General features: G+C 64.2%; 20 protein-coding genes and 1 pseudogene. 10 read left to right on the forward strand and 11 right to left on the reverse strand.

All coding sequences use genetic code 11. The features are described from left to right. Position 1: 1 nt before the first annotated feature. On the forward strand, positions 2–1,195 hold the full coding sequence (locus ACFQU1_RS09535) for a M20 family metallopeptidase (RefSeq protein WP_378131767.1): 1,194 nt from the start codon (positions 2–4) through the stop codon (positions 1,193–1,195). Positions 1,196–1,929: 734 nt separating this feature from the next. On the opposite strand, the gene ACFQU1_RS09540 is transcribed toward ACFQU1_RS09535, so the two are convergent. Next, the gene (locus ACFQU1_RS09540) at positions 1,930–2,412 is read right to left on the reverse strand and encodes an iron chaperone (RefSeq protein ID WP_378131769.1); all 483 of its coding nucleotides are present in this window, start codon (positions 2,410–2,412) and stop codon (positions 1,930–1,932) included. Between the two features lie 52 nt (positions 2,413–2,464). On the opposite strand from ACFQU1_RS09540, the gene ACFQU1_RS09545 reads away from it, so the two are divergent. Continuing rightward, the gene (locus ACFQU1_RS09545; protein ID WP_378131771.1) at positions 2,465–3,136 is read left to right on the forward strand and encodes a protein-L-isoaspartate O-methyltransferase; all 672 of its coding nucleotides are present in this window, start codon (positions 2,465–2,467) and stop codon (positions 3,134–3,136) included. A 35-nt stretch (positions 3,137–3,171) separates the two neighbouring features. Here ACFQU1_RS09545 and ACFQU1_RS09550 read toward each other — a convergent pair whose 3' ends face one another. The 3 genes from ACFQU1_RS09550 to ACFQU1_RS09560 form a co-directional block, all read right to left on the reverse strand. Next, complete coding sequence (locus ACFQU1_RS09550) at positions 3,172–3,606, reverse strand: hypothetical protein (protein ID WP_378131773.1); 435 nt, start codon at positions 3,604–3,606, stop codon at positions 3,172–3,174. Beyond that, positions 3,603–3,869 carry a type II toxin-antitoxin system prevent-host-death family antitoxin gene (locus tag ACFQU1_RS09555; protein WP_378131775.1) on the reverse strand — a complete coding sequence of 89 codons (267 nt, stop codon included), beginning with the start codon at positions 3,867–3,869 and terminating at the stop codon, positions 3,603–3,605. The genes ACFQU1_RS09550 and ACFQU1_RS09555 overlap by 4 nt, the downstream gene beginning before the upstream one ends. A 76-nt stretch (positions 3,870–3,945) precedes the next feature. Then, a complete protein-coding gene (locus ACFQU1_RS09560; protein WP_378131777.1) occupies positions 3,946–4,206 on the reverse strand; it encodes a type II toxin-antitoxin system Phd/YefM family antitoxin in 261 nt (86 codons plus the stop codon). 60 nt (positions 4,207–4,266) lie between these two features. Between ACFQU1_RS09560 and ACFQU1_RS09565 the strand changes: the two genes are divergently transcribed. From ACFQU1_RS09565 to ACFQU1_RS09595, 7 genes and pseudogenes are all read left to right on the forward strand, one after another. Continuing rightward, positions 4,267–4,575, forward strand: coding sequence for a hypothetical protein (locus ACFQU1_RS09565; protein WP_378131779.1), 309 nt, complete (start codon positions 4,267–4,269; stop codon positions 4,573–4,575). 8 nt (positions 4,576–4,583) lie between these two features. Beyond that, positions 4,584–5,758 (forward strand): annotated as a pseudogene (locus tag ACFQU1_RS09570) (site-specific integrase). Positions 5,759–5,939: 181 nt separating this feature from the next. Continuing rightward, on the forward strand, positions 5,940–7,151 hold the full coding sequence (repA, locus tag ACFQU1_RS09575) for a plasmid partitioning protein RepA (RefSeq protein ID WP_378131781.1): 1,212 nt from the start codon (positions 5,940–5,942) through the stop codon (positions 7,149–7,151). After that, complete coding sequence (repB, locus tag ACFQU1_RS09580) at positions 7,148–8,170, forward strand: plasmid partitioning protein RepB (protein ID WP_378131783.1); 1,023 nt, start codon at positions 7,148–7,150, stop codon at positions 8,168–8,170. The genes repA and repB overlap by 4 nt, the downstream gene beginning before the upstream one ends. A 195-nt stretch (positions 8,171–8,365) precedes the next feature. Continuing rightward, a complete protein-coding gene (gene repC, locus ACFQU1_RS09585; protein ID WP_378131785.1) occupies positions 8,366–9,598 on the forward strand; it encodes a plasmid replication protein RepC in 1,233 nt (410 codons plus the stop codon). After that, positions 9,598–9,753: a hypothetical protein gene (locus ACFQU1_RS09590; RefSeq protein WP_378131787.1), complete on the forward strand. Its 156-nt coding sequence runs from the start codon at positions 9,598–9,600 to the stop codon at positions 9,751–9,753. The genes repC and ACFQU1_RS09590 overlap by 1 nt, the downstream gene beginning before the upstream one ends. Before the next feature lie 281 nt (positions 9,754–10,034). Continuing rightward, positions 10,035–11,099 carry a serine hydrolase domain-containing protein gene (locus tag ACFQU1_RS09595; RefSeq protein WP_378131789.1) on the forward strand — a complete coding sequence of 355 codons (1,065 nt, stop codon included), beginning with the start codon at positions 10,035–10,037 and terminating at the stop codon, positions 11,097–11,099. Between the two features lie 274 nt (positions 11,100–11,373). Here the strand turns inward: ACFQU1_RS09595 and ACFQU1_RS09600 are convergent, their stop codons facing one another. Next, complete coding sequence (locus ACFQU1_RS09600; protein ID WP_378131791.1) at positions 11,374–12,135, reverse strand: autotransporter outer membrane beta-barrel domain-containing protein; 762 nt, start codon at positions 12,133–12,135, stop codon at positions 11,374–11,376. On the opposite strand from ACFQU1_RS09600, the gene ACFQU1_RS09605 reads away from it, so the two are divergent. Further along, complete coding sequence (locus ACFQU1_RS09605; RefSeq protein WP_378131793.1) at positions 12,037–12,243, forward strand: FCD domain-containing protein; 207 nt, start codon at positions 12,037–12,039, stop codon at positions 12,241–12,243. The genes ACFQU1_RS09600 and ACFQU1_RS09605 overlap by 99 nt on opposite strands. A 146-nt stretch (positions 12,244–12,389) precedes the next feature. Here the strand turns inward: ACFQU1_RS09605 and ACFQU1_RS09610 are convergent, their stop codons facing one another. The 6 genes from ACFQU1_RS09610 to ACFQU1_RS09635 form a co-directional block, all read right to left on the reverse strand. Next, positions 12,390–13,766 carry an MmgE/PrpD family protein gene (locus tag ACFQU1_RS09610; RefSeq protein WP_378131795.1) on the reverse strand — a complete coding sequence of 459 codons (1,377 nt, stop codon included), beginning with the start codon at positions 13,764–13,766 and terminating at the stop codon, positions 12,390–12,392. Positions 13,767–13,769: 3 nt separating this feature from the next. Then, positions 13,770–14,846, reverse strand: coding sequence for an ABC transporter ATP-binding protein (locus ACFQU1_RS09615; RefSeq protein WP_378131797.1), 1,077 nt, complete (start codon positions 14,844–14,846; stop codon positions 13,770–13,772). Further along, entirely contained in the window at positions 14,846–15,925 is a 1,080-nt protein-coding gene (locus ACFQU1_RS09620; RefSeq protein ID WP_378131799.1) for an ABC transporter ATP-binding protein, read from the reverse strand. Before ACFQU1_RS09620 ends, ACFQU1_RS09615 begins: the two co-directional genes overlap by 1 nt. Then, positions 15,918–16,817 (reverse strand): ABC transporter permease, encoded by a 900-nt coding sequence (locus tag ACFQU1_RS09625; protein WP_378131802.1) that lies wholly within the window; start codon positions 16,815–16,817, stop codon positions 15,918–15,920. Before ACFQU1_RS09625 ends, ACFQU1_RS09620 begins: the two co-directional genes overlap by 8 nt. After that, positions 16,814–17,755, reverse strand: a complete 942-nt coding sequence (locus ACFQU1_RS09630) for an ABC transporter permease (RefSeq protein ID WP_378131804.1) — start codon at positions 17,753–17,755, stop codon at positions 16,814–16,816. The genes ACFQU1_RS09625 and ACFQU1_RS09630 overlap by 4 nt, the downstream gene beginning before the upstream one ends. A 169-nt stretch (positions 17,756–17,924) precedes the next feature. Continuing rightward, on the reverse strand, positions 17,925–19,556 hold the full coding sequence (locus ACFQU1_RS09635) for an ABC transporter substrate-binding protein (protein WP_378131806.1): 1,632 nt from the start codon (positions 19,554–19,556) through the stop codon (positions 17,925–17,927). Positions 19,557–19,639: the final 83 nt, after the last annotated feature.

A 19,639-nucleotide genomic window follows, 5' to 3' on the forward strand; every position in this document is an offset into this window, starting at 1 on the left:
GATGGGTGGAATTGCGGGAACCGAGCAGGATGTCACCGGCTGGCTCGCGGCGCAGGAGACGGCGATGATCGCTCTGCTGGCCGAGCTCGTGAACATCGATTCCGGCACCTACGACAAGGCGGGCGTCGATGCCGTCGGCGAGGTGCTGCAGCGCTTTTTTGGCGAGGCCGGGTTAAGCGTCGAGACGGTGCCGCACGACACATACGGCGACGCGATCCGCGCGACGCTCGCCCATCCCACGGCCAACGACCAGCGGCCGATCATCCTGATGGGCCATCGCGACACGGTCTTCTCGAAGGGCGAGGCGGCGCGCCGAGCCTTCCGCATCGAGAACGGGCGCGGCTATGGCCCCGGCACCGCCGACATGAAGGCCGGCCTCGTCATGAATGCCTTCGTCATCGCGGCGCTCGCGCGTTTCGGCGGTCATCCAGGACCGGTCGTGGCGCTCGTGACGAGCGACGAGGAGATCGCCTCGCCCTCATCTCGCCCGGTCATCGAGGCCGAGGCTCGTGGCGCCCGCGCCGTCTTCAACGCCGAGCCGAGCCGCGCCGATCCCCAGCTCGGGCCGCATGTCGTTACCTCGGGCCGCAAGGGCGGCGTCTTCATGGCGCTCGACGTCTACGGCAAGGCCGCCCATTCCGGTGCCCATTACGAGCGCGGCATCTCGGCGATCGAGGAACTCGCCCGTAAGATCCCGGAGTTGCATAAGCTCACGGATCTCGAACGCGGCATCACCGTCAACGTCGGGCTCATCTCGGGCGGGCAGACGGTGAATACGGTGGCGCCCCATGCGCGCTGCGAAATCGACTTGCGCTACGTGAAGGTAGCCGATCGCGACGAGGCCGTCGCCGCCATTCGCACAATCGGCGAGACCTGCTCGTTGCCGGGCACCACCGCGAAACTTGCAATTTCAGGCGAATTCCTGCCACTCGAACAGACGCCCGAGAGCACCGCGCTCTACGAGGCCTATCGCAGCGCGGCCGGCGAGCTCGGCATAGAGGTCGCGGCGAGCTTCACCGGTGGCTGTGCCGATTCCGGCCTCACCGCCGCCGTCGGCTGCCCGACGCTGTGCAGCATCGGGCCGGTGGGGGCACATGGCCATACGCCCGAGGAATATGTGGAGATCGCAAGCCTCGCTCCCGCGGCGCAAGCGCTTGCACTCGCGGTGATGCGCCTGCGCGACATGGAGGCCTGAACAGGCGGAACGCCCCCAACAAGGCGTTGCTCAAAATGACGGTTGCCGAGGCAAAGAAACGTCCAGCCCGTCTTGGCAGCCTCCTGGAGGCGGTCTCGACCATCGACAGCCGTCTGCAGGGGCTTCGCGGAAACATGCGCGGCGCGGCACGCCGCTCCGCCATAGATGCTGCGACGTCGCCACTGTATTCGCCGACTAACTAGCCGTGCTGCTTCGACCGCGATTCCGGACATCTTTCGATGTCACTTCCGCCGCATGATGCCGTTGCCGCCGATGTTTTGCTCGGCCGCAAGCGCTTTTATACTCGCTTCCGCTATTATTCCACGGCCGCTATTCGCGAAGATCTTAATCATTGCTCGAGCCAAAACGTCGAGTGAGGTCTGGGTTCAATAGAGAAGCCGGCTAAGGAATTCTGCGGCTTATGACGTTCAGCGGCGCGAAGATGCTGCAGAGACCTGCACAAGGCGCGCATATTGTAAGCCGCCACGATCTCAGGACCCGCAGCCCTGATTTGCCCGGACTTCCAAGGCCGGGGGTTCTGACCGTCAGCCGATACGACACCTAGGGTCAGGACCAATTAATTCCGAGTAGCATGGAATGACAGCGCCGAGCCCAAACTGCATCCGAAATGTGATTAGCTAATGTCCGCTTTGGCCGAACGCTTCAAGTCCAAATGACCCGCTCCGAGTTTGCACCGGCTTTTAAGCCGAATTTGGGGTTGCCGAAGACAGTCGCTAAAGTCCCTTTTTGCTGCGCGAACTAATTGCCAATTTCTCAACTAGTTCATCGGTGATAGGCTTGCTCACCGAGAACGTAACTCCGGTCTTAGTTGCCTTGAGTTGCAAAGAAGCGATCTCGTCTGCATGGGCAGCAATTGCACCCGGGTCAACATATAGACCGCATTGTTTACTGAATACAGCATAGCCCGCGATAATCGTTTCTTCGATCTGAAATCCGGGCATATCGTACTTCATGACTTCTTCGGCGTCTGGTAGTGCGCGCGATAGCTGTGCACGCAGTTGACCCAACATGGCGCGAAACTGCTCCGGTGCGGCGGCAATATAGGCGTCATGGTTATCCTTCTTCGTCATGCTGACAGTATGCCTTTTAGCATGTCCAAAGACAACAAAGGGGCGCTTCCCCGACGTATCGGGCGCACCAAGGGCGGCCTGAACTCGAAGCTGCACGCCGCGTGCGACGGCATCCACGCCGTTCACGGGCTATCGTCCCCTGCCCGGCACCGATCCGGTCCTTGTCTACCAGGATCTGGTGATCGCCCTCGATCCGGCGCGCGGCGTCAACAACGGCAGCCCGTCGCTGCATGCCAAATTGCTCGAGGCGCTCGGCCCCAAGCCCGGCGACCACATCGTGCATGTCGGCGCCGGCACCGGCTACTATAGCGCGGTTCTGGCCGAGTTGGTCGGGACCTCCGGCGAGGTTACGGCGGTCGAGTTCGACGCCGCCCTGGCCAAGCACGCTCAGGCGTCCCTGTCCGGCCGCCCGAACGTCCGGGTCGTCTGTGACGACGGCGGCCGCTGGCCCGAAAGCCCGGCCGACGGCGTCTATGTGAACTTTGCCGTCGCGCGCCCGGCCGATCGCTGGGTCGAGAATTTGGCGCCGGGCGGCCGGCTCGTCTTCCCGCTCGGCGTGCCCGGACCGCAGCGGCCGAATTCCGGCGGCCGCCACAGCGACCGCGGCGCGGCGCTGCGGATCGAACGCCGCGGCAACGGCTACGCGGCACGCGCGGTCAGCACGGCCTATTTCGTCTGCGCGGAAGGAGATTTTGAAGCCGATCCTGACGATGTTGCGCGGCTGCGCGCCGCCTTCGCGACCGGCGACCCCGAGACGGTGCGCAGACTCGCCTGGAAGTCCCCTGCCCCGCCCGAGACCTGCTGGTTTGTCAGCGCGGATTGGGCGTTGTGTCGAGACGAAACGCCGTGAGGTGCGGGACGGCACATCGTCGGTCGTGCGGCGGGTCACTCGGAGCGCGGCACACGGCGCAGGCGGCCGGCCTTGGCGAAGCCGAGCAGCTTCTCGCGCGCCGCCGTGGCGAGCTTCGGCGGCAGCGGCCCGTACCAGATGCTCGGCGGCGTGCGGCTGCCGGCGGCGCGCAGGTCCGGCCCCGGCCAGGCGAAGACGTTCGCCTCATTGCAGACGATCCACGAGCGCTGGGCATCGAGGCCGAGGCGCGCCTTAGTTACGGCCGGGATCTCGATGGCGGTCTCGGGGTCGGCCGGCGGGCTGTGCGTCACCGGCACGACGATCGCCACGATCCGGTCGCCGTCGCGACGTGTCGCCGCGACCAACGCGCAGGGGCGGTTCTTGACCCCCTCCTCTGCGCCGCGCTGGTGTTCGTCGGCCCAGAGGTAGCTGTAGCTGAGGAGCCAGCCGACCTTCGGCTCAAGACTCACTTCGCCTCGAGCTCGGCGTTCAGATGCTCGTACCCAGGCACCATCTCGCTCGCTTCGAGCGCGGCGATGTCCTCGTCGGTCAGGTCCTCCGCCCGCACCGCCCGGCGATCACGGGCGCGCAGGCGCTCGTACTCGTCGTACGAAAGGACGACATTGCGCGGCCGGCCGTGCTTGGTGATCAGCACCGGCTGGCTGAGCGAGCGGTCGAGCGCCTCGCCGACGCGGTCCTGGAATTCGCTGGCGCTGAGCGTGACAGTGGCCATGAGGAAAAATCTCCATTTCCGCCAAAATAGCGATTTCGAGGGTAACTTTCAAGGGTGGACCGTCTGTCGGCGTGCGTCAGTCGCCATCGGCGGAGACGTCGCGATGCGCGGGCCGAAACGCCGTTTCGGCACCCTCGACCGCGGCGATCTCGATCTCATCCAGGTCGTTGGTGCGTTGCACCCGGCGATCGCGCTTCGGCAGCCGGACGAAGTCCTCATAGGCCAACAGCACGGTGTGCGGACGGCCGTCCTTCCTGATCACCACCGGCTCGCGTACGGCGGCGTCCTGGTAGGCGTCGAAGTCCTTGGAGACCTCAGTGGCGGTCGCGGTGGCCAAAAGTGGTTCTCCCTGACCCCCTCCCCTGTCCGCCTGCCAGACGTCGTCTCCCTGCAGGCTGTGTTCGGCGGGCTCGATCCCGCCTCGGCCGAAGCCGATTTTGTCCCTGCGCTGGCCTCGGCATTCCCGGGCTTCGACTTCAGCCTCGCCCCCGTCGACGACGACTGGCGCGACACCCGGTCGGTCATCCGGCCGGACGGGACGCGGATCGGCGAACTGCGGCCGTGGATGACGGCCGAGCTCGCCAAAGACGACAGCGACGCCATCGCGACCTGGACGCGCCTGAAAGATGGCGACCTGCAGATCACCGAGTGGCGCGGCACCAGCGTCTTTGTTTTCGCGCCGACCGAGCGGAACTACGGATTCTGAGGCGCTGCGTGGATGACATCATCAAAGGCCACGCCCTCGACGCCGAGTCCCAGCGAGCTCTGGAGCTCGACACGCTAGCCGCAATCCTCCCATGGACCGACGCGACAGGCTCGCGCAGCTCCTGACCGACGACGACGTCTCGACGCTCAAGCACCTCGCGCGTGAGGGTATGGGCGAGAACAGCCTGCGTGCGCTGGCGTCCGATCTGGCGTATCTCGAAGGATGGGCGACGGCCGCCACCGGCGTGCCGCTGCCCTGGCCGGCAACTGAAGCACTGGCTCTGAAATTTGTCGCGCATCACCTCTGGGACGCGGGCCAACGCGAGACCGATCCGCGGCACGGGATGCCGGCTGAGGTCGCGGCCACATTGCACGCCCAGGGCCTGCTGCGCAGCGTGGGCCCCCATGCGCCGAATACCGTGAAGCGGCGCCTTGCAAGCTGGGGCACGCTGCACCGCTGGAAAGGGATCGAAAGCCCGTTCGGCACGCCCAGCCTCCGCTCGGCCGTGCGGCTGGCGGTTCGCGCGTCGCCGCGGCCGCGCCGTCGGAAGAGCAAGCGCGCGGTGACGCGAGACATTCTCGACAAGTTGGTGGCCACGTGCGCGAGCGACCGGCTTGCCGACACCCGCGATCTCGCGATCTTGTTCCTGGCTTTCGCGTCGGGAGGCCGGCGCCGCAGCGAGGTGGCGCGGCTCCGTCTCGAGCAGCTGACCGACGAACCTGACGTGCCGCTTAATCCGCGCGACACGAATTCTCCGATCTTGTCGTGCGTCTCGATCCAGCTCGGTCGCACGAAGACCGACGACGCCGACGACGCGGGCAGGGTGTTCCGAGTTGGTCCGCCAGTCGAGGCGTTGCGGGAATGGCTCGAGCGGGCGGGCATTCGGAAAGGTCCGGTGTTCCGCGCGATCGATCGGTGGGAGGCGATCAAGGGGCGTGCGCTGACGCCGCAATCGATCAACCTGATCATCAAGCGACGCTGCGCGATGGCCGAACTCGATCCGAAGGAGTTCGCTGCGCACGGGCTGCGGGCAGGGTATCTCACCGAGGCTGCCCGCCAGGGCATCGCCTTGCCGGAGGCGATGCAGCAGTCGCAGCACCGGTCTATTCAGCAGGCTGCGAGCTACTACAACGAGGCGGAGCGCGCGCAGGGCAGGGCGGCTCGCCTTTATGGAGTGAGATGAGCGGCGCGGACTTTGTTGTCAGCAGACAACATTGCGTGGTTCAAGCGGCTGGGTTCCACGCGGCGGCAGTGACGTTAACCTATCGTTAACCCATAAACGCTTGCGGCGACTCGGGAATCGTGTCTTTGTCGAGACGGAAAACTGCCGTCTGACGCAGAGAAACCGTCTTGAGATCGCTATGATGAGCGCCGAAGAAGCTGAACTGCCGCCGATTGAGACCGCCAGCGGGCGGATTACGCGTCATGCTGGGCTTCTTTCCGGCCAGCTCCGCTCGCTTGGTACGGCCCTCTTTCCCCCAGCCGCCAGCAAGTCGCTTCGCTCCTTTAGCTCAGGGGAAGTCGCGAAAATAGTCCGCGTCTCGGATGGCTATCTTCGGCAGTTGTCGCTCGACGGCCTCGGTCCAACCCCTGCCATTGGCCATGGCGGACGGAGGTCCTATACGCTCGCGCAGATCAACGAGTTACGCGCGTATCTGGCCCAGGCGCGACCGAGAGAGGCGTTGGACTTCTTCCCTCGACGCCGCGGTGGCGAGAAGCTTCAGATTATCACCGTCGCCAACTTCAAGGGCGGTTCGGCAAAGACGACGACCGCACTCTACCTGGCCCAGTACCTGGCACTGTCCGGCTTTCGAGTTCTTGCAATCGATCTCGACCCACAGGCGTCGCTCTCTGCAATGTTTGGGTATCAGCCTGAGTTCGACATCGGGCAGAACGAAACGATCTATGGGGCCATTCGGTATGACGACCAACGAAGGCCAATGCGCGATGTCGTCCGGCCGACGTATTTCGATGGGATCGGCTTAGTCCCCGGCAATCTCGAACTCATGGAGTTCGAGCACCATACGCCGCGGGCGATGATCGAACGGCGAGAACGGGGACACGATCTGTTCTTCCGTCGCGTCGCGTCTGGCATCGACCAAGTGGCGGACGACTACGACGTGGTCGTCATCGACTGCCCGCCGCAACTCGGCTACCTCACGATGGGCGCGCTCAACGCTGCTACCGCCATGCTTGTGACTATCCATCCTCAGATGGTGGATGTCGCCTCTATGAGCCAATTTCTCCTCATGACGTCCGATCTCATGTCGGTCATCGAGGAAGCGGGCGGCCGCCTCGATCATGATTTCATCCGCTACGTCATCACGCGTCACGATCCAAATGACGTCCCCGAAGCGCAAATAGTCGCTCTGCTGCGAAACCTCTTCGGTTCTGACGTGCTGCAAGCGACCGTATGGAAGTCGACGGCGATCGCGAACGCCGGCCTTACGAAGCAATCGTTGTACGAACTCGATCGCGGGTCGGTAGGGCGCGGGACCTATGACAGGGCGTTGGAGTCCGTTGACGCCGTCAACGCGGAGATCGCGCAACTCATGAAGAAAGTGTGGGGGCGATGAACAAGCGCACTGACACGATTAAGAGCCTCTTCACGGCACCCCACACGGGTGCGTTGTCCGCTGACAACAATCCTCCGGCGGCGCCGGCGCGTGTCTCGTCCGGAGCGGTTCGCTCGCTCAAGGATTCTTTCTCTGAAGTCGAGAGGGAAAACCACGAGCTGCGTGAGAAAATCGCCGCCGGCGCAATGATTATTGAGATCGATGCCGATCTGGTCGATCCATCGCCGGTGACCGACCGTTTCCGCAACGATGACACGACGTCCTACGAACTTCTTAAGCGCTCGATTGCGCAGCGAGGGCAAGAAGTCCCAGTTCTGGTGCGCGAACACCCGACAACTCCTGGCCGGTATCAAAGCGCCTACGGACATCGGCGAGTGCGGGTCGCTCGCGAGCTCGGCATTCCCTTGCGGGCGATCTTGAAGGAACTGAGCGACGAAGCGCTTGTGGTCGCTCAAGGTCTGGAAAATGCGCCGCGAGAAGACCTGAGCTTCATCGAACGTGCGGTCTTCGCCGTGCACATCGAAGATGCCGGGCACAAGCGATCTGTTGTTCAGGACGCACTCGCGATCGACAGAGCGGAAGCGTCGAAATTGATTGCCGTCGCAAACGCGATCCCTCGCGACATTATCGACGCAATCGGCAAGGCGCCGAAAATCGGTCGCGGTCGATGGCAGACATTTGCCGATATGCTCGCAGAGAGCGCTGCGGTCAAACGGGCTAGGGCGGCGATCGGCGATGCATCGTTCGCAGCTGGGGATTCGGACAGCAGGTTTCTTGCCGCCTTCAATGCGGCCGCCCAACGAGCGGAGCCGGACGCAGCAAAGAAGCCTCGATCCCGGCCGGTGGTGGGCAGGGACGGTCAGCGCATCGGTCAAGTCCAACGCGCTGACCGCGACATCAAACTCTCTATCGACAAGAAGGTGCCTGCTGAATTCGCAGACTTTCTGGTCAACCAACTCCCTGACCTGTTCGAAGCCTTTACACAATCGCGCAGGGACAAGGAGAACGACGAGGCGTAGGCGCCTCATTCGTCGACCGCGAACCAGGAGCAGCACGGCAAAAGAAAAAGGCCCCCGAAACGGAATTCCGGAAGCCCTTCTCTAGTAGTTTGGCGACACTGAGAATCACACTTCCGCGAATCGCAGTCAAGAGTTCTGTTGCGATTTTTCGCCGTTTCGGCGAGCAGATTTCCTTTGCCCGCATGAGGGCAAGACATGGAACCGTATCAATCAACGACGCCCTTCGGGCGGCGATCGCTGACGCTCGCCCATGTGGCAACGCAGATCGCCGCATCGTCACGTCCACCTGAGAAGGTCGTGCACAAGTGGAAGATCTTCCACGCGATCTGCCTCGCGCGGCCGCGCCTCGGTGTGACAGAGCGCGCCCTCTCGGTCTTGAACGCGCTTCTCACGTTCCATCCCGAGACCGCGCTGACCGGTGACGACGACCTCGTTGTCTTCCCGTCGAACCAGCAGCTCTCGCTTCGCGCACACGGTATGCCGGCGTCGACGCTGCGACGCCACCTCGCCGTCCTGGTCGATGCGGGCCTGGTCATCCGCCGCGACAGCCCGAACGGCAAGCGCTATGCGCGCAAGAGCGCCTCTGGCGAGATCGAGCTGGCCTTCGGCTTCGACCTCTCGCCGCTGGTCGTCCGAGCGGAGGAGCTCGAGAGCCTCGCGGCCGCGGTGGAAGCCGAGGCGCGCGCCATCAAGCTCGCGCGCGAACGCATCACGCTGTGCCGGCGCGACATCGCCAAGATGATCGCGACTGGCATTGAGGAGGGCGTCCCGACACGCAGGGGAGGGCAGGGGCCTGCAGACTGGGCGGAGGTCCACGCAGGCTTTCGCTCGGTCGTTGAAGGAATCCCGCGCACGGCGACGCGAGCCCAGCTGGAGAATGCGGCCGAGGAGCTATCTCAGCTCGCTGACGACGTCCTCAACTTGTTGGAAACGCATATCAAAACAGAAAATATGAACGCCAAAGAGTCCCGAAGTGAGCACCACATACAGAAATCAAATCCAGACCATCTAATTGAACTTGAACCGAGCTTTCGAACAAGCCGGGCGGCGAGGGCGGTGCCAGAGCCCCAACCGCCGAGACCTGCAGAAGCGGCCTATCCGCTTGGGATGGTGATGAATGCTTGCCCCGATATCGCCGATTACGCGAAGGGCGGGATTTCCAGCTGGCGCGACCTGCTGGCAACCGCGGCCGTGGTGCGGTCGATGCTCGGAATCAGTCCCAGCGCCTGGGAGGAGGCGCAAACCGTGATGGGCGAAATGCAGGCCGCGGTGGTGGTCGCGTGCATCCTGCAGCGCGGCGCGGCTATTCGATCGGCCGGCGGATATCTACGCGGCCTGACCGAGAAGGCAAAGGCCGGAGAGTTCTCGCTCGGTCCGATCTTGATGTCGCAGATTAATTCGCAGCTGCGTGCCAAGCGATCCGCGTGATGGGGCGCCCGGTGTCGATGCAGAAGAGCCAAGCCGGCCATACCGTAAGGGTCGTCAACATCGCGCCTGGGCTTATCAGGACCGACATTCACGCCGAGATGGGGATCTGCTTCGAGGAGTACCGCGAGCGCCTCGGCAATCCGAGCTTCATTTGAAGCCGCGGACCTCGCGGATATCGTGTTCTATTGCTGGCAGGTGCCGGCCAGCATCTGCATCCGCGACCTGGTGGTCATGCCGACCGATTCCACTTTCGCCTAGGCGCCGAGTTGGCTTTGCAGCGCGGTGCGTTTATCAAGCCCTCGTGAGGGCGCTTCGGGTCAGAGATCGGCAACCGCCGCCGGCCGTTCGGGGTGGTCGTGCCTTTTCCCGGGACAAGGTATGCTCCTACCGCTGAACAAGGTCAGCGGTTTGGATTGTTCCCCTGGAGGAGTTCCTCATGGTTTCGATCACGCAGCCTCGCACTGAAGAAGCCGACCTCGATCCGCGGCCCCGGCGCCGCTTGGCCGTCTCACCGACGCCGCAATGGGCGACCGTTTTCAACGAGTACCTAGGCACCTCGCCCGGCGGCTATGCCTATTGCATCGGGCTCAACGGTCGCCTCGTCGAGGAGGGAGCCTGGGGCTACGCCCGCATGCCGCAGGACACCTCGAACGGCCAAGGCCTCGCGTTCACGGTCGACAGCCGCTGCAATCTCGCCAGCGTTTCCAAAACGGTCACTGCTACTGCCATTTTCACGATGATCCAGAAGGGGTGGATCACGAGCGTCAATGACTGCTTCTGGCCTTATATCCAGCCGCTCTATCCCAACCTTCAGCCGGCCGCAGGCGTCGAGACGGTGACGATTGCCGAGCTCCTGGCGATGAACGCGCGCCTGCCGGAGAACGGCGCGCTCTACGCTTCGGAGGGGGCGGACGCGTTCGTGGAGCAATATCTGCAATCGCAACCCGTCATTCCGAGCCAGCTCTACGTCTATTCGAATACGAATTTCACCATCCTGCAGGCAATGATGGACAGCATCTGTCAGCAGCAGGGGGTGAGCGACTACGTCAGCTGGGTCCAGTCGGCGATCCTGACGCCGCTCGGCATCGATACGACGGTGTTCAGCCCCGTCCCCGACGATGAGACGGCGGCGACGCTCTGCTACAATCCCTCCGACCCGAACGGCACCGGTCACTACTGGCCAGAGATGCAGTGCGTCGGCCCCGGCGGGTGGATCGCCTCGGCCGCGGCGACGCTGACCTATCTGATGGGCCTCAGGAGCAATAAGGTCCTCAAGCCCAGCTACACGAACTTCATGATGCAGCGAATGCTCGGCTGGTATCCCGGAGCGACCTGCTACGGCCTTGCCTATCACCATAATGGCGGGCTCACGACCCGCGGCGGCGCGGGGCTGAACACCGGTATTATTCATTTGCCCGGCGGCTACGATGCCGTCCTTCTGTCCAACAAACCCTTGGCGAACATTATCAGCGTGATGATCGAAGCCTTCGACGCGTCGTGATCTCAACGTTGGCGACACGTAGTCTGCTACGGCGAGTTCCGCGCGAAGCTTGTACTGTCCATGCGACATAAGCTAGACTAAGCGCGGCGAGGAAGCCGCGCCGGTCTGCCTGGTCGTTCGAACGCCGAGCGAGTCCGCGGATTTGCTCTTATTGCCGCAAACCTCACAGAAGCCGAACCCTCGTACGCCTCCATTGCAGTGAACGAGGCGAGTGCCGGTGGCAGGCTTAATTTCCGACCCGGCCGGATCCTCGACGAGTACAATCCTGGGCTGGCTAACGAGACTTATGACTTCGTGAGCACAGCGCCGATCGGGCATTCAGCCCGGCCTTTGTCTTCAAGATCGCGGAACGCATCAGGCAAACCGCCATCCCATGCGGACTCGTAGCGTCGCTCGAAAGAACCGGACGCGCGATGGCGGCTGAGGCCTCAGAAGGTGAGGCTGAGACCGGCGGCGCCGTTGTGTGCCTGCTGGTTGCCGCCGTAAAGGCCATCGTAGCGCACGAAGATTGCGCCGTGCCGTGCAGGGAAAGCCCGATGCCGATCACCGCAGCATCGCGCGTCGGCTGCGCTCCATGGACGACGAAGGCAGCGCTCGGCAGCTGCTGGAAGGAGGCCGCAATCGATCTGTCCGAATCCGCGAAGTCGTGTGCCCAGGCGAGCCGCAAGCTTGCTTCCAACAGGCCGTCCGCACCGAGGGAGACGCGATGCTTCAGATCTGCGCCGAGGAGGCTGCGCATCGCCACGAAATTCTTGCCGTCCACATTGAGATTGAGAGGGCCGGCGCCGTATTCCGAAAACGCGTCCTGCCGCAGCGCAATGGTCTGCAGGCCGACCGTCGGCGTGAGCAGGGTCGCGCTGGCCACCTCGAACTGATAGCCCATCTCGACGGACGACAGAAAGGCCTGGGTCTGCGTCTGTCCGATCGTCCCTCCCTGTTGCCCGGGGCGCACGAGACGATCCAGGCTCGGCTGAAGCGGATCCGATTTCTCGGCAACGAGACCCATGACAAGTGGCAGTCGTCCATCGCCGAGCATGAGGAAATGATCGCCGCGCTTGAAAAACGCGACGCAGACGCGTTGGCGGAGGTGCTCTCGCGCCACCTCGCCAATGCCTATGAGCGTATCGAAAAGCTCGTGCCCTAAGGACGTCTTCACGCGAAGCCATCACGGCGGTGATCGCCTGCGGGTATGTCCTAGCGATAAGGTGCTCGTCGACAGCGGACCCCCGAGTGCCGGGTGGCTGATACTTACCCGTGAGCCCTACGCCCGCCCGTGCAATGTGAGACGCCTCAGGCGCCGCGCAGGATCTCCAGCGCGGGTGCGGGGCCCGAGCGGCGCAAGTCTCGCCCGGCCGTGCGCAACTGCTCGCATTGAGCCTCGGTCAGCACACCGGCGGAGGCGGCGGCGAGCTTTCTCCATTCCTCCTGCGGGGTCATCGGGCGGTGCACGGAGCCCTTGATGCTGTCGGTTACTCGGTCGAGCACCTCGCCGGTCCGCAGCGTCACGCGTGCCCGGGCTGGCACAGTCTTCTGCGCGCCGATCGGCGGATCGGCCGCGGCGACGGTGATCGCCCGGATCAGGGCGCCATGGTCGCCAGCGAAGGCGAGGACATTGTCCGGCAGGAAATCCTGCGGCGCGACTGCGCCGCGGGTGAGCGCGAGGGCAGCCGTAAAGGGAATGCTGAACTGCGCCGAAACACGAGGATTGTCGCCCGGCGTAAAAGACCGGCCACAGAGCGCGAAGGGCAGGTCGGGCACGGTGAAGGCGACCTTCTCCACCAGCGCGCCAATGCCCGGGCGCTCGGCGAGGAGATCGAGCATCAAATCGATTGAAGGATGCGTTGAGCGGCAGCTCGGATAGGCTTTCACGCCGGCGTCAGTGATGAGGAAGCGCTCGTCGAGATCGCCGAGGAGCGGCGCGATATCGGCCTTGCCGCCGGCGTGCAGCGCGCTGATGCCGTAGACGCCCGCGAAGAAATTGGGCGCGCCGACGATGCCGGCCGCGGCCATGCGCGCCGCATCGATGGCGTTCCTTGCCGCAAGGCCGCAGAGCGCGTTCTTGCCGCTGGTCCGATCGGCGAGCGACTGGCGCGAGAGGCCACCGCCGGTTGCGGCGATGCCCATGGCCGAGAGGACGCCGGCCGCATCGAGGCCGAGAAGCCGCGCTGCCGCACCGGCCGCACCAATCGCGGCCGCCGCTCCCGTCGTCATCCAGCCGTGGAAGGAGTTGACGTTCATCACCAGGCCGATGCGCGCCGCGACGTCATAGGCGGCGACCACGGCCGTCACGAACTCACGACCGACGTCCGGCCCGAGGCCGCTCTCCTCGGCCGCGGCCAGCAGCACCGGAAAGATCACTGCGCTGCCGTGAATGCCGGCCGCATCATGCACGTCATCCCACTCGCACCAATGGGCGAAGATGCCGTTGGTGAGCGCTGCCGTGGCGGCGCTGACGCCCTCAGCTCGCCCGGCAACCGTGCAGTGTCCGCCTTGCTCATCGCCCACGAGCTTGCCGACGATTCCTCGGCATTCGCCATTGCCGACGCCCGACAGCATGGCGGCGAGGGTATCGAGGAAGAGGCGGTCGGTTGCATCGCGCGCCGCATCGCTCAAGTCATCATAGCGGAGCCGCGCGACATGCTCTGCTAATCGGCGCTCCACGGTCATCGGCTATGGCTCTCCCTCGGATAAGGCTGAACCGGCCACGGTCACCGCTGCATTCGACGCGTCTACATTTTGGCCGTCGAGCAGATGGCAGGCTGCAAAATGGCCCCGCCGGATCTCGCGCAATGGGGGATCCTCCACCCGGCAGCGGTCGAAGGCGAAGGGGCAGCGCGTGTGGAAATGGCAGCCCTTCGGCGGTTTGGACGGGCTCGGAAGGTCGCCGGCCAGCACGATGCGCTCGGCGCGCCGGGCGGTGGGATCGGGAATAGGAATGGCGGACAGGAGCGCCCGCGTATAGGGGTGCAGCGGCTCCGCAAAGAGGTCTTCCGTCTCGGCGAATTCGACCATACGGCCGAGATACATCACCGCGATGCGGTGGCTGATGTGGTGCACCACTGCGAGATCATGGGCGATGAAGAGATAGGAGAGGCCGAGTTCGTCCTGCAGATCCATCAGCAGGTTGACGACCTGCGCCTGGATCGAGACGTCAAGCGCCGACACCGGCTCATCGCAGACGATGAGGCTCGGATTGAGCGCAAGCGCCCGGGCGATGCCGACGCGCTGCCGCTGCCCGCCGGAAAAGGCGACCGGGAGCTTCCGCATGTCGTCGGTGCGCAGCCCGACGCGCTTGAAGAGATCGGCCACTCGGTCTTCGAGTTCCTGGCCGCGCGCCGTGCCATGCACGATCATGGGCTCGGCGACGATCGAGCCCGCGCTCTGGCGGGGATCGAGCGAGGAATAGGGATCTTGGAAGATGATCTGCATCTGGCGGCGGATTTGGCGCAGCCGATCCGGCGGCACCTGCGTAATGTCCTCGCCGGCGAGCCTGATCGTGCCGGCAGTCGGATCGATCAGCTTCATCACCACGCGGCCGGTCGTCGACTTGCCGCAGCCGCTCTCGCCGACGACGCCGAGCGTCTCGCCGCGCCGTAGCGTGAAGGAGACGCCGTCGACCGCGTAGACATGGCCGGCGACGCGCCGCAAGAGCCCCTTGCGGATGGGGAAGTGCTTCTTGAGGTTCTTCACCTCGAGCAGCGGCGCCTCGGCGGGCGTCGCGAGGCCGGTTCTGTTCGCGGCGCACATCACGAGGCCTCCTTCACCAGCTGTTCCCATTCCCAGCAGGCGGCGAGATGGTCAGGCCGCTTTTCGGTAAGCGGCGGGGGCTGGCGACGGCATCGATCCGTCGCCAGCCCGCAGCGCGGCGCGAAGGCACAGCCCTCGGGGCGCTCCTGCAGGGAGGGGACGATCCCGGGGATCTCGTTGAGCCGTTCCCGCTTGCCCGGTCCTCTCCGCCCGACGGGGATGCGCGGAATGGAGGCCATCAGCCCGTTCGTATAGGGGTGCAGCGGATTGGCGAAGAGATCCTCGACCCCGGCCTCCTCGACGACGCGCCCGGCATACATGACGAGGACGCGGTCCGCATTTTCCGCCACCACGCCCATGTCGTGGGTGATCAACAGGATGGCCATGCCGAGCTGTTGCCGCAGGTTGCGGATGAGATCGAGGATCTGCGCCTGGATGGTCACGTCGAGCGCAGTCGTGGGCTCATCGGCGATGAGCAGCTTCGGGTTGCAGGCGAGCGCGATGGCGATCATCACCCGCTGCCGCATGCCGCCCGACAGCTCGTGCGGATATTGGCGCAGCCGCTCCTCCGCGTCGGGTATGCGCACGAGCCGCATCAGCTCCAAGGCGCGTGCCTTGATCTCCGTCGTGGAGAGATTGGTGTGGAGCACCAGCGTCTCGGTGATCTGCTTGCCGATCCTGAGAATTGGATGAAGCGAGGTCATCGGCTCCTGGAAGATCATGGAGATGTCGCGGCCGCGCACCTTGCGCATCTCCTCTTCGCTGAGGCCCATGAGGTCCGTCGCCTCGAAACGCACTGCACGCGCCTCGATCTCGGCCGGCGGCGTCGGCACGAGCCGCAGAAGCGAGAGGGCGGTCACGCTCTTGCCGCTCCCGGATTCACCGACGATGGCGAGGCATTCGCCGCGGGTTACCGAAAACGATATCCCGTCGATCGCCCGCACCCGCCCGGCCCGCAGGTTGAACCAGGTGGTGAGTTCATCGACGCGGAGCAACGGCTCGGCCGGCGCGCGCCGAGGCACGGCGTCGTCTTCGATAAGCGGGCCGGCGGCCAGGCCCGATTGCATGCGCTCAGCCATCACGCGTTCCCGGATTTTTGAGTTCCTGGATGCCGTCGACGAGCAGGTTGAGCCCGAGGATGACGAAGAGGATCGCTGCGACGGGGAGCAGGGACGGCCAGGGATTGACGTAGAGCGTGCCGATGCCCTCCTTGATCATCAGGCCCCAGCTCGGCGTCGGCGGCTGCACGCCGAGCCCGAGGAAGCTCAGACTGGTTTCCACCTCGATGCCCGTGCCGAGCCAGAGCGCGGTGATCACCGTCATTTCGCTCATGATATTGGGCAGGAGATGGCGTGCGATGATACGCGCCGGGCTTGCGCCGATGGCGCGCGCCGCTTCGATATATTCGTTCGACACGATGCTGAGCGCGACGCCCCGCGCCATGCGCGTCAATCGCGGCAGGAAAGCGACGGAGATCGCCAGCGCAACATTGAGCGGGCCGGGCCCGAAGATGGCGACCACGATGACGCCGAGGATGAGCGTCGGGAAGGTCATCAGCACGTCGACCAGCCAGACGACGGCGATGTCGAGCTTGCCGCCGCGGTTATAGGCGGCGGCAAGCCCCAAGAAGGTGCCGACGACGGCGGCGGCGAGCAGCGAGGCCGTCGTGATCGCCAGGCTGTAGCGCGCGCCGACTATCAGCCGGCTATAGACGTCACGACCGAAAGCGTCGGTTCCCAGCCAATGGGCGGCGGAGAAGCCGCGGTTGCGCTGGATCATCGATTGCGTCGTCGGATCATGCGTCACGAGCAGCGGCGCAAAAATGGCGATGAGCACGACGACCGCCACCATCACGCCGCCGATCTTCGCCGTCAGTGGAAGCCGTGCGAGAAAGCGCAGGAGGCTGTGAACGAGGCCGTCCTGGCGGCGGGCGGTGGGGCCGGATGCGGCCGGCTCCTGCATGACCGTCATTCGTAGCTGATCCTCGGGTCGATGAAGGCATAGGCGATATCGACGGCGAGATTTACGATCCCGACGAAGGCTGCGTAGAAGATCACCGCGCCCTGTACGACGGTATAGTCGCTCTGTGTGATCGCACCGACGATGAGCTGGCCGACGCCGGGCCGGCTGAAGACCACCTCGATCACCACCGAACTGCCGACCGTTATGGTGGCATAGAGGCCGACGAGGGTGACGATCGTCACCAGCGACAGGCGCAGCACATAGCGGGTGAGGAGGATGCGCTGGCCGAGCCCCTTGGCACGCCCGGTGCGGATGAAGTCTTTGGTCAGGATCTCCAGCACCGTCGTGCGCGTCAGGCGCGTGATGTAGGACGTCATGATGAGGCCGAGCGACAGTGCCGGCATCACCAGATGGCTGAACCGGTCGGCGGGATTGCCGAGGTCGCCGCCGCCCGCCACCGGGAAGAGGTTGAGCCCGATGACGAAGATGATGATCAGCAAATAGCCCATGATGAAGGGCGGCACCGAGATGCCCGTGAGGCTCACGATGCGGATTGCGTGGTCATAGGCCGTATTGCGCTTGACCGCGGCCAGGAAGCCGAGCGGAACGCCGAGGATGAGCCCGATCAGCAGTCCTGAGAGCGTCAAGTCGAAAGTATAAGGCACGACCTGCAGGATCTGGCTCAGCACGGACTGGCCGTTCTGGATCGAGACGCTCAGATCGCCTTTGGCGAGCCCGCCCAGATAGATCAGGTATTGCTCCCAAAGAGGCTTGTCGAGGCCGAGCGCTTTGCTCATCGCGGCGAGCGTCTCAGGCGTGGCGTAACTCCCCTGGATGGCGACGGTGGGATCCCCTGTCCCCAGTCTGACGCCAAAGAACAGCACGGTCAGGACCGTGAAGATGGCCATGACCGTGAACAGGATGCGGGTGACGATCAGCCTCAACATCGGCGCTTGCTACCTATTGCGCGGCAGGCCCTCTCGGGACCGCTTTCGTTCCGCTCGCGGATTGCGTTCGGCCGCGTTGCCTGGGCGGCTCACGCCAGGCCCATGGTCCGGCCTGCTCGAGAGTGGATGCCGGAGCCGTCCCGGCGAAGGCGGCACGGCAGCCCAACCCTCAGACGCTGGTGTTCTGAGTCAGTTGATACATGTAGGGAAGAGCGAGGATATTCTGACCCTTCTCGACCGTATAGCCCAGATCGACATAGCCTTGTCTCAAAGCAGCCGTCGCCAATCCGCCGATCGTCACCGACGGCAGATCCTTGAGCAGCAGGAACTCGGCCTCGGCGAAATGCTTGGCGCGCTCAGCCGGTTCGAAGGCGGCGACCCCCGCCTGGTACGCCGCGTCGAAGTCCGGATTGCAGTAGAGCGCGAAATTCTGAACGCCCGTCGGCTTCGTGACATCGGAGGCGCACAGCCAGAATTCACGCAGAAGGGTGTCGGCACTGGGGAAGCGCGATGCCGTCGACCAGACGAGCGAGCCCTTGTTGTCCTTGATGATGCCGGACACATAGGTGCTCTGGTCGACCACGTCGAGCTTGAGGTCTATGCCGACCTTCGAGAGTTGCTCCTGCGCAATCTGGGCGAGGTTCAGATAGTCGGTGCGCTCGCTGATGATGGTCTCGAGCTTGAAGCCGTTCGGGAAGCCGGCATCGGCCAGCAGCTTCTTCGCCTTGTCCGGATCATAGTCATAGACGAGCTCGGCCGGGATCTTATCCTTCGGTGGCGTGCCGAAATATTCCGAGGGCGTCGGCGAATAAGCGGGAATAAAGACGCGGCCGAAGAACTGTACATAGTCGTCGCGGTTGATCGCATGGGCGATCGCCTGACGGATCATGGGATTGTCGAGCGGCTTCACGCTCTTCTTCATGTGGATGGAGACCATGCGGGTCGGCCCGAGCAGATCGACCATCGGCTTGCCCGGCGTCGCCTTCTCGACCTCGTTCAGCCAGTCCTCGTTGGCCTGGCCCTGGATCATGTCCACTTCCTGCTTGACGAAGGCGAAGCGCCGCGACGTCTCGTCCGGGATATAGGAATAGATCACCCGCTCGAGCTTCGGCTTGCCGCCGTGATAATCGGGATTGGCGACAAGCGTGACGCTTTCCTTCGGCCGGTAGCCCTCGAACTGGAAGGGGCCGGAGCCGATGGGCTGGCTCTTGTATTTGTCGCCGAGCTCCTGGATCGCCTTCTTGCAGATGATGTAGCCGCCCTGCCAGTCGCAGACCAGCACCGGGAACACCGGATCGACGGTCTTCAGCTTGACGACGACGGTATAAGGATCAGGCGTCTCGACACCGGCGATATTCGCGTAGAGCGGACGGAAGGTGGATTGCGGATTGTCGCGCACCCATTCCAGCGAAAACTTGACGTCTTCGGCCGTGACCTCGCCGTAGCCCTTATGCCACTTCACACCCTTGCGCAGGTGGAACGTATAGCTCTTGTGGTCGGGGGCCGCCTCCCAGCGCTCGGCGAGATCGGGCGCGATCGCCTCGATGCTCACCTTCGGCGGCGTGTAGGCCAGAAGTCCGCTGAAGATCGAATTAATGATCGGCGTATCGTTGGAGGCGGTCGCCACATGCGGATGCAGGAGGCCGAGGTCGCGGGCACTGAGCCCGACGCGCAGCACGCCCGCCTTCTGCGCGAAAGCCACGCGCGGAACAATGCCGGCCACCGCCGCCGCCGCGGTGAATTTGAGCAGATCGCGTCGCCGCGGCTTCAAGCCGGCCGAAAGATCGGTCTTGGCTGTCATGACGAGTACCCCTCTGTTTGCTGTTCCCAATATTTTTGTACGTCGCGGCAAGTAAGTTTTCTGCCGCTTTTCGAAGATTGCTC

Source organism: Chelatococcus sp. GCM10030263, from assembly GCF_042666455.1.
Taxonomy (GTDB): domain Bacteria; phylum Pseudomonadota; class Alphaproteobacteria; order Rhizobiales; family Beijerinckiaceae; genus Chelatococcus.